Genomic DNA, 10638 nt, shown 5'->3' with positions numbered 1-10638 from the left:
CGATTCAACAACGTTTAACAATTGTCATTGCTCAAGAAAAATTGATAATGAGCACGGTATTTCTTATGCTTTAAGAAACAGTAAAGGTACATCTATGCGTTTAGCTATCGAAGCTGTACAAAAAGGTGAGGCGCAAGGATGTGTTAGTGCAGGTAATACTGCCGCACTAATGGGACTTTCAAAAATTTTATTGCAGCCCCTTAAAGGGATTCAGCGACCTGCATTAATTTCAGTGATACCGACAGTTGACGGTGAAAAAAGCGTGATGCTTGATCTTGGCGCCAATATTGACTGTGATGCAGAAAACTTATACCAATTTGCCTTGATGGGCAGCATTTTTTGCTGAAAATAGTTTAAATTTAGTTTATCCAAGAATTGCTTTACTCAATATTGGTAGTGAAGATATTAAAGGGCATAAATCCATTCGAGATGCAGCAGTTTTGTTAGAAAATGATACTGCGCTTAATTATATTGGTTTTATTGAAGGTAACTTTTTGTTAAATGGAAAAGCAGATGTTATTGTAAGCGATGGATTTGCGGGTAATGTCGCCTTAAAAACACTTGAGGGCGCAGCTAAAAATGTAATTGCCTTATTGAAAGGTAAATCGAAGAATAGTTTACTGAAACCGATTTTTTCTTGGTTATTACGCCATTTATTTAAAGATAGCTATCAGCGTTTAAAAACAAATTAACCCAGATGAATATAATGGCGCATCTCTAATTGGATTAACATCCGTTGTAGTGAAAAGTCATGGTGGGGCAAATGTTGATGCTTTTTCTTATGCCATTGCTGATGCTGCGCTTCAAGTACGTCAACAAATCCCCACAAAAATTTTAGCTGGTCTCGAAAAATACGAGTCATCTGAGCATATAAAAATAACAAGTGATTATTAATTTAATATAGCGACTTCGCTATTATTTTTTAACGAGATTTATTATGTACAGTAAAATCTTATCAACAGGTAGTTATTTACCCAAAAATATCCGTACTAATGCAGACCTAGAAAAAATGGTGGAAACCTCTGATGAATGGATTTCCGAAACGTACAGGTATTAAAGAGCGTCGTATTGCTGAGGAGCATGAAACTGTGGCTTCGATGGGCTTTGAAGCTGCAAAAAAATGTTTAGATATGTCGCCTATGGATGTGAATGAAATTGACTTGATTATTGTTGCGACTACAAGCTCGACTCATGCATTTCCAAGTGCTGCTTGTCAAATTCAAAAAATGCTTGAAATTAAAGATGCGATTGCCTTTGATGTTGCAGCAGCTTGTTCGGGGTTTGTCTATGCATTAACAGTTGCAGATCAGTTTATTCGTACTGGAAAAGTTAATAAAGCGCTTGTCATTGGAGCTGATCTTTTTCTCTCGTACTTTAAATCCAGAAGATCGCGGTACGATTATTTTATTTGGGTGACGGAGCGGGTGCTGTTATTTTAGAGCGTTCTACGGAAGCTGGTATTATCTCTACTCACTTGCATGCGACAGGAGAAAATGCGGATGTATTAACTTTGGCTAATCAAGCACGAGGTGTCGAAAGTGACCCAGCATATTAGAAATGCAAGGTAATGCTACTTTTTAAAATTGCTGTACGTGAATTAGCAAATGTAGTAGAAGAAACACTTGAAGCAAATAATTTAGATAAAAAAAGACATTGATGGTTAGTTCCACATCAAGCTAATTTACGTATTATTGCGGCAACAGCAAAAAAATTAGAAATGGATATGTCACAAGTGGTTGTAACATTAGATCGACATGGCAATACTTCTGCAGGCAGTATTCCAAGTGCATTGGATGAGGCGGTGCGTGATGGACGTATTCAACGGGGGCAAATGTTATTATTAGAGGCTTTTGGTGGTGGTCTGACTTGGGGATCGGCATTAGTTAGGTTTTAATAATATTGTTCATTTATAAAAGTGCGGTCGATTTTAAAAAAGTTTTAAGCGTTTTTAAAAACTAAGGAAAAAACATGAAAAAATTTGCAATGGTGTTTCCAGGACAAGGCTCACAAGCAGGTTGGTATGTTATCTGAGCTTGCAGAACAATATCCTGTTGTGCAACAAACTTTTAGCAGGCTTCTGATGTATTAGGTTATGATTTATGGCAGTTAGTGCAAAACGGACCAGTAGAAGAATTAAATAAAACTTGGCAAACTCAACCTGCATTATTAGCAGCTTCTGTCGCGATTTACCGTGTTTGGCAACAACAATATCCAAACTTAAAGCCTACATTAATGGCAGGACATAGCCTGGGAGAATATTCTGCGTTAGTTTGTGCGGATGTGATTGATTTTGAAGATGCCATTAAATTAGTAGAATTACGTGGTAAATTAATGCAGCAAGCCGTACCAGAGGGCACAGGGGCAATGTATGCTATTATTGGACTAGATAATGAAGCAATTATTAAAGCATGCGCGGACTCAGAGCAAGGTGAAGTTGTTTCAGCTGTAAACTTTAATTCTCCTGGTCAAGTAGTTATTGCAGGTGCAAAAGCAGCTGTTGAGCGTGCTGCTGTGGCTTGTAAAGAAGCGGGTGCAAAACGTGCTCTTCCTTTAGCTGTTAGTGTGCCTTCTCATTGTGCATTGATGAAACCAGCAAGCCGATCAATTAGCGGTTTCTTTAGATAATATTGCAATTAAAACACCAACGACACATGTAATGAATAATGTAGATGTTGCAACAGAAACAGAAAGTTCACTCATTCGAAATGCACTTGTTCGTCAACTTTATAATCCCGTTCGTTGGACTGAAACTGTTGAGACAATGGCAAATGAAGGCGTAGAAGTGTTGGTGGAAATCGGGCCAAAATAAAGTATTGACTGGTTTAACAAAACGTATTGTTGCAGATTTACAGGCAATTGCAGTGAATGATATTGCATCATTAAATGCAGTTGAAGAAGTGTTGGCTTAATTCATAAAAGGGGATATTTAATGCAAGGTAAAATCGCGTTAGTAACAGGGGCAACTCGAGGTATTGGACGAGCAATAGCGGAAGAATTAGCAGAGAAAGGCGCATTCGTGATTGGTACTGCGACATCAGAGAAAGGGGCAGAAAGTATTTCTGCTTATTTTTAGGTGAAAAAGGGAAAGGATTAGTTTTAAATGTCTCGGATCCCACTTCAATTGACGCCACATTAGAGAAAATTAAAGCAGATTTTGGTGATATTGAGATATTAGTCAATAATGCAGGCATCACTCGTGATAACTTATTGATGAGAATGAAAGATGAAGAATGGTTTGACATTATGCAAACTAATTTAACATCAGTGTACTATTTATCAAAAGCGATGTTACGCTCAATGATGAAAAAAACGCTTTGGGCGTATTATTACTATTGGCTCTGTTGTGGGCTCAATGGGAAATCCTGGGCAAACTAACTATTGTGCAGCAAAAGCAGGTCTAATTGGCTTCAGTAAAAGCACTTGCAAAAGAAGTAGCTTCTCGTGGTATTACCGTGAATGTGGTTTCACCTGGATTTATTGCAACAGATATGACAGAAGTCTTAACAGATGAGCAAAAGTGGGTATTTTATCACAAGTGCCAGCAGGTCGTCTGGGCGAGCCAAAAGATATTGCTAAAGCAGTTTCGTTTTTAGCTTCAGAAGATGCTAGCTATATTACAGGTACAACTTTACATGTGAATGGCGGGATGTATACCAACTAATTGTACAAAATCAATTACTGATTTTAGGGGATAAAAGCGTAGCCAAAGGTTGAGGTTAATGTTAAAATCCTGATCGCAATGTAACTTGGTTACGCCACTTTAAGCGTAGATGAAGTAAGTAACGTAACTATGGGCCCATAGTTATAGTTACGTTACTTCATCTACGCTTAAAGTGGCGTAACCAAGTTACATTGCGATCAGGATTTTAACATTAACCTCAACCTTTGGCTACGCTTTTATCCCCTAAAATCAGTAATTGATTTGTACAATTAGTTGGTATACATCCCGCCATTCACATGTAAAGTTGTACCTGTAATATAGCTAGCATCTTCTGAAGCTAAAAACGAAACTGCTTTAGCAATATCTTTTGGCTCGCCCAGACGACCTGCTGGCACTTGTGATAAAATACCCACTTTTTGCTCATCTGTTAAGACTTCTGTCATATCTGTTGCAATAAATCCAGGTGAAACCACATTCACGGTAATACCACGAGAAGCTACTTCTTTTGCAAGTGCTTTACTGAAGCCAATTAGACCTGCTTTTGCTGCACAATAGTTAGTTTGCCCAGGATTTCCCATTGAGCCCACAACAGAGCCAATAGTAATAATACGCCCAAAGCGTTTTTTCATCATTGAGCGTAACATCGCTTTTGATAAATAGTACACTGATGTTAAATTAGTTTGCATAATGTCAAACCATTCTTCATCTTTCATTCTCATCAATAAGTTATCACGAGTGATGCCTGCATTATTGACTAATATCTCAATATCACCAAAATCTGCTTTAATTTTCTCTAATGTGGCGTCAATTGAAGTGGGATCCGAGACATTTAAAACTAATCCTTTCCCTTTTTCACCTAAATAAGCAGAAATACTTTCTGCCCCTTTCTCTGATGTCGCAGTACCAATCACGAATGCGCCTTTCTCTGCTAATTCTTCCGCTATTGCTCGTCCAATACCTCGAGTTGCCCCTGTTACTAACGCGATTTTACCTTGCATTAAATATCCCCTTTTATGAATTAAGCCAACACTTCTTCAACTGCATTTAATGATGCAATATCATTCACTGCAATTGCCTGTAAATCTGCAACAATACGTTTTGTTAAACCAGTCAATACTTTATTTGGCCCGATTTCCACCAACACTTCTACGCCTTCATTTGCCATTGTCTCAACAGTTTCAGTCCAACGAACGGGATTATAAAGTTGACGAACAAGTGCATTTCGAATGAGTGAACTTTCTGTTTCTGTTGCAACATCTACATTATTCATTACATGTGTCGTTGGTGTTTTAATTGCAATATTATCTAAAGAAACCGCTAATTGATCGGCTGCTGGTTTCATCAATGCACAATGAGAAGGCACACTAACAGCTAAAGGAAGAGCACGTTTTGCACCCGCTTCTTTACAAGCCACAGCAGCACGCTCAACAGCTGCTTTTGCACCTGCAATAACTACTTGACCAGGAGAATTAAAGTTTACAGCTGAAACAACTTCACCTTGCTCTGAGTCCGCGCATGCTTTAATAATTGCTTCATTATCTAGTCCAATAATAGCATACATTGCCCCTGTGCCCTCTGGTACGGCTTGCTGCATTAATTTACCACGTAATTCTACTAATTTAATGGCATCTTCAAAATCAATCACATCCGCACAAACTAACGCAGAATATTCTCCCAGGCTATGTCCTGCCATTAATGTAGGCTTTAAGTTTGGATATTGTTGTTGCCAAACACGGTAAATCGCGACAGAAGCTGCTAATAATGCAGGTTGAGTTTGCCAAGTTTTATTTAATTCTTCTACTGGTCCGTTTTGCACTAACTGCCATAAATCATAACCTAATACATCAGAAGCCTGCTTAAAAGTTTGTTGCACAACAGGATATTGTTCTGCAAGCTCAGATAACATACCAACTGCTTGTGAGCCTTGTCCTGGAAACACCATTGCAAATTTTTTCATGTTTTTTCCTTAGTTTTTAAAACGCTTAAAACTTTTTTAAAATCGACCGCACTTTTATAAATGAACAATATTATTAAAACCTAACTAATGCCGATCCCAAGTCAGACCACCACCAAAAGCCTCTAATAATAACATTTGCCCCCGTTGAATACGTCCATCACGCACCGCCTCATCCAATGCACTTGGAATACTGCCTGCAGAAGTATTGCCATGTCGATCTAATGTTACAACCACTTGTGACATATCCATTTCTAATTTTTTTGCTGTTGCCGCAATAATACGTAAATTAGCTTGATGTGGAACTAACCAATCAATGTCTTTTTTATCTAAATTATTTGCTTCAAGTGTTTCTTCTACTACATTTGCTAATTCACGTACAGCAATTTTAAAAGTAGCATTACCTTGCATTTCTAAATATGCTGGGTCACTTTCGACACCTCGTGCTTGATTAGCCAAAGTTAATACATCCGCATTTTCTCCTGTCGCATGCAAGTGAGTAGAGATAATACCAGCTTCCGTAGAACGCTCTAAAATAACAGCACCCGCTCCGTCACCAAATAAAATAATCGTACCGCGATCTTCTGGATTTAAAGTACGAGAGAAAAGATCAGCTCCAATGACAAGCGCTTTATTAACTTTTCCAGTACGAATAAACTGATCTGCAACTGTTAATGCATAGACAAACCCCGAACAAGCTGCTGCAACATCAAAGGCAATCGCATCTTTAATTTCAAGCATTTTTTGAATTTGACAAGCAGCACTTGGAAATGCATGAGTCGAGCTTGTAGTCGCAACAATAATCAAGTCAATTTCATTCACATCCATAGGCGACATATCTAAACATTTTTTTGCAGCTTCAAAGCCCATCGAAGCCACAGTTTCATGCTCCTCAGCAATACGACGCTCTTTAATACCTGTACGTTCGGAAATCCATTCATCAGAGGTTTCCACCATTTTTTTCTAGGTCTGCATTAGTACGGATATTTTTGGGTAAATAACTACCTGTTGATAAGATTTTACTGTACATAATAAATCTCGTTAAAAAATAATAGCGAAGTCGCTATATTAAATTAATAATCACTTGTTATTTTTATATGCTCAGATGACTCGTATTTTTCGAGACCAGCTAAAATTTTTGTGGGGATTTGTTGACGTACTTGAAGCGCAGCATCAGCAATGGCATAAAGAAAAAGCATCAACATTTGCCCCACCATGACTTTTCACTACAACGGATGTTAATCCAATTAGAGATGCGCCATTATATTCATCTGGGTTAATTTGTTTTAAACGCTGATAGCTATCTTTAAATAAATGGCGTAATAACCAAGAAAAAATCGGTTTCAGTAAAACTATTCTTCGATTTACCTTTCAATAAGGCAATTACATTTTTAGCTGCGCCCTCAAGTGTTTTTAAGGCGACATTACCCGCAAATCCATCGCTTACAATAACATCTGCTTTTCCATTTAACAAAAAGTTACCTTCAATAAAACCAATATAATAAGCGCAGTATCATTTTCTAACAAAACTGCTGCATCTCGAATGGATTTATGCCCTTTAATATCTTCACTACCAATATTGAGTAAAGCAATTCTTGGATAAACTAAATTTAAACTATTTTCAGCAAAAATGCTGCCCATCAAGGCAAATTGGTATAAGTTTTCTGCATCACAGTCAATATTGGCGCCAAGATCAAGCATCACGCTTTTTTCACCGTCAACTGTCGGTATCACTGAAATTAATGCAGGTCGCTGAATCCCTTTAAGGGGCTGCAATAAAAATTTTTGAAAGTCCCATTAGTGCGGCAGTATTACCTGCACTAACACATCCTTGCGCCTCACCTTTTTGTACAGCTTCGATAGCTAAACGCATAGATACCTTTACTGTTTCTTAAAGCATAAGAAATACCGTGCTCATTATCAATTTTTCTTGAGCAATGACAAATTGTTAAACGTTGTTGAATCGAAACAGGTAGGTTTTCAAGTAAAGGCAGAATTTGTTGGCTATCACCAAACAATAATAAAGAAAGCATTGGATCTTTTTCCAACGCAATTATGGATGCGGGGATAGTAATACGGGGACCTATGTCCCCGCCCATCACATCTAACGCAAGGGTTAGACGACTCAAGTGATTACCTTATTTTTCTAATAATCTAGAATTACTTATTAATCACTTTACGACCACGATAGTAACCGTCAGCAGTTACATGGTGACGTAAATGAGTTTCACCACTAGCTTTATCAACTGATACTGCTGCTGTGGTTAAGGCATCATGCGAACGACGCATATCACGACGTGAACGAGATTTTTGTTTTGTTGAACAGCCATTGGCTATACTCCTAAATTTACTTTTGCTTTAAACTAGCTAATACAGCGAACGGGTTCGGTTTTTTTGCCAGCTCTTCGGGCAATTCGCCAAAAACCTGTTCAGCCACGGACACTTCACAGTGTTCAGATGAATGCATTGGCACAATTGGCAGACTTAAAATTAATTCATCTTCAATCACACCAAGTAAATCTATTTCACCAAACGAATTAAATTCAATTGGCTCATAAATTTCGGGCAATACATCGGCTTGATCCAAATTAGCCACAGGACTATAACAAAACGTACAGTCAATAGTTTGCATAAAAGGTTTCTCACAACGCTGACAAATAAGTTCTACTTCAACAGTTGCTTGACCTTTCATAACCACTAATTTTTGTGGATCAATAAAAAACGATAATCTAACCTGTGCATCGCTGAGCACTTTGCTTACTGACTCAGAAAGTCGCTGCAATTGATTGATAGCATAATAACCATCATAATCCAATCGTCGTTGAGCATCTTTAACTGGGTCAACAGTTAGGGGTAATTTTACCTTTTGCATAGGGCGTGAATATTACCTTTTGAGAACAAAATAGTCAAAGGAAATTATAATTTTTTAACAGAATGTCACGATAAGCATTAACAAAGTGCTTTTTTATTTCTCAGTATGCTTTACTTACAATTATATAAAGCGTGATTCTCTATTGTAGAAAAACTCCAAAAGAGAATCCAAAACGAATAATCTAAATCAAATTATTCTATCATAGTTCAAAAATAATACTTTCAAGACTTTACAGCTCAACATTTTTCCTTTATTAATAGAGTTTTCTTTTACTCACAAAAAAGGTAAAATTATGACAAACACAATGAAAAAAACATTTCTTAACATTGCATTAACAAGTGCATTAACACTTTTAGCGAGCCAAAGTACTTTCGCTGCTGAAGTCCCTACTGGTACAACTCTTGCTGATAAGCAAGAACTCAGAATGAACAATGGTTCAGATCCAGCCTCGCTTGATCCTCATAAAATAGAAGGCACGCCAGAAGCCTTAGTTGCACGTCAACTTTTCGAGACATTAGTCATCTCTGATGCTGATGGTCATATCATTCCAGGCGCTGCTGAAAAATGGGAACATAGTCCAGATTTCAAAACTTGGACATTCCACCTTCGTAAAGATGGTAAATGGTCAAATGGTGAGCCAGTTACTGCAGAAGATTTTGTGTTTGCTTTCCAACGCTTAGCTGATCCAAAAACAGCATCACCTTATTCTAGCTATTTAAAATATTTAAAACTCTTAAATTCAGAAGATATTGTTGCGGGTAAAAAACCAGTAACAGATTTAGGTGTAAAAGCGCTTGATTCACATACGCTACAACTTATGCTTTCTGAAAGTGTCCCTTATGCAGATAAGCTCACAGAACACTATGTGCTTGCACCAGTTAATAAAAAAGTTGTAGAACAATTTGGAGATAAATGGACCGATCTTAAAAATATCGTTGGTAATGGTGCATTTAAAATTACTAATTGGATCATTAATGAAAAATTAGAAATGGTGCCAAATAATCATTATTGGGATAATGCAAAAACTGTATTAACTCATGTTACATTATATCCAATTACGTCTGAAAACACTGACGTTTCGCGCTACCGTGCAGGGGATCTCGATATCACAAACCATGCACTCCCAGTAGAACTTTTCGCTAAATTAAAAAGCAGAACTTCCAAATGAAGTATATACACCACCAGTTATGTACTTATTTATATGAAATCAACCATAAAAAAGCGCCATTTAATGATGTTCGTGTAAGAAAAGCATTATCCATGGCAATGGATCGTAACATTATTACTGAAAAAGTTACTGCTCAAGGTCAAGTTCCTGCATATAGCTTTACCCCACCTTATATTAATGGTGGTGAAAAAATTGCAACACCAGAATGGGTAAACTTACCACAGGCAGAACGTAATAAAAAAGCAATTGAATTATTAAAAGAAAGCTGGCTTCGATAAAAAGAACCCATTAACTTTCAACTTACTGTATAACACCTCTGATAACCATAAGAAAATTGCGATCGCTGCAACATCTATCTGGAAGAAAAATCTTGATGGTGCGGTCAATATTAAGTTAGAAAACCAAGAATGGAAAACCTACTTAGACTCACGCCACCAAGGTAACTATGATGTTACTCGTGCTGGCTGGTGCGCTGACTATAACGAAGCAACAACATTCTTAAATTATTTCTTATCAACCAGTAGCAACAATACTGCTTTCTATAAGAGCGCAGAATATGATGCATTGTTAGCATCGTCCTACCAAGTAGAAAGCGACGAAGGTCGTGCTGAAGTTTATGCTAAACTTGAGCAACAACTAGAGAAAGATGCAGCATTAGTACCAATGTATTACTATGTTGATCCTCGTATGGTAAAACCTTATGTGAAAGGTTTTGCGACTAAACATCCTGGCAAAAACTATTACTTAAAAGATGTTTATTTAATTAAGCAATAATTTCTCTACTGCTTTATAGTGCGGTCAATACTTTTGTAAAATCGACCGCACTTCTTGTTTTTTTACACGTTGGCGTGTTTTAAATTGGATATCTTGTATGTTTAAATTGATTATTCGTCGTTTGTTTCAGGCAATTCCAACGCTTTTTATTTTGATTACTATTTCATTTTTTATGATGCGATTGGCTCCAGGTAGCCCATTTACGAGTG

3 protein-coding genes and 9 pseudogenes are annotated in these 10638 nt (G+C 37.3%); 6 read left to right on the top strand and 6 right to left on the bottom strand.

Annotated features, from left to right (window positions below; genetic code table 11):
• The 4 pseudogenes from plsX (DYE19_RS00195) to fabG (DYE19_RS11525) all read left to right on the top strand — a co-directional run.
• A pseudogene (plsX, locus tag DYE19_RS00195) lies at window positions 1-894 on the top strand (phosphate acyltransferase PlsX); the annotation flags it as partial.
• A gap of 43 nt (window positions 895-937) precedes the next feature.
• A pseudogene (locus DYE19_RS00190) lies at window positions 938-1894 on the top strand (beta-ketoacyl-ACP synthase III).
• Window positions 1895-1968: 74 nt separating this feature from the next.
• Window positions 1969-2909 (top strand): annotated as a pseudogene (gene fabD / locus DYE19_RS00185) (ACP S-malonyltransferase).
• A 20-nt stretch (window positions 2910-2929) separates the two neighbouring features.
• Window positions 2930-3661 (top strand): annotated as a pseudogene (gene fabG, locus DYE19_RS11525) (3-oxoacyl-ACP reductase FabG).
• Window positions 3662-3930: 269 nt separating this feature from the next.
• Here fabG (DYE19_RS11525) and fabG (DYE19_RS00175) read toward each other — a convergent pair.
• The 6 genes and pseudogenes from fabG (DYE19_RS00175) to yceD all read right to left on the bottom strand — a co-directional run bounded on the left by fabG (DYE19_RS00175) (window position 3931) and on the right by yceD (window position 8487).
• Entirely contained in the window at window positions 3931-4659 is a 729-nt protein-coding gene (gene fabG / locus DYE19_RS00175; protein ID WP_115322252.1) for a 3-oxoacyl-ACP reductase FabG, read from the bottom strand.
• A gap of 20 nt (window positions 4660-4679) precedes the next feature.
• Window positions 4680-5618, bottom strand: coding sequence for an ACP S-malonyltransferase (gene fabD, locus DYE19_RS00170; protein WP_115322251.1), 939 nt, complete (start codon window positions 5616-5618; stop codon window positions 4680-4682).
• A gap of 73 nt (window positions 5619-5691) precedes the next feature.
• Window positions 5692-6645 (bottom strand): annotated as a pseudogene (locus DYE19_RS00165) (beta-ketoacyl-ACP synthase III).
• Between the two features lie 43 nt (window positions 6646-6688).
• Window positions 6689-7744, bottom strand: a pseudogene (gene plsX / locus DYE19_RS00160) (phosphate acyltransferase PlsX).
• Between the two features lie 31 nt (window positions 7745-7775).
• Window positions 7776-7945 (bottom strand): annotated as a pseudogene (rpmF, locus tag DYE19_RS00155) (50S ribosomal protein L32).
• 17 nt (window positions 7946-7962) lie between these two features.
• The gene (yceD, locus tag DYE19_RS00150; protein WP_049215428.1) at window positions 7963-8487 is read right to left on the bottom strand and encodes a 23S rRNA accumulation protein YceD; all 525 of its coding nucleotides are present in this window, start codon (window positions 8485-8487) and stop codon (window positions 7963-7965) included.
• A 292-nt stretch (window positions 8488-8779) separates the two neighbouring features.
• On the opposite strand from yceD, the pseudogene DYE19_RS00145 reads away from it, so the two are divergent.
• A pseudogene (locus DYE19_RS00145) lies at window positions 8780-10429 on the top strand (ABC transporter substrate-binding protein).
• A gap of 97 nt (window positions 10430-10526) precedes the next feature.
• A pseudogene (oppB, locus tag DYE19_RS00140) lies at window positions 10527-10638 on the top strand (oligopeptide transporter permease); the annotation flags it as partial.

Origin of the sequence: Pasteurella canis (assembly GCF_900454865.1) — a bacterium.
GTDB lineage: Bacteria > Pseudomonadota > Gammaproteobacteria > Enterobacterales > Pasteurellaceae > Pasteurella > Pasteurella canis.
This window is presented reverse-complemented; position numbering and strand designations above follow the sequence as displayed.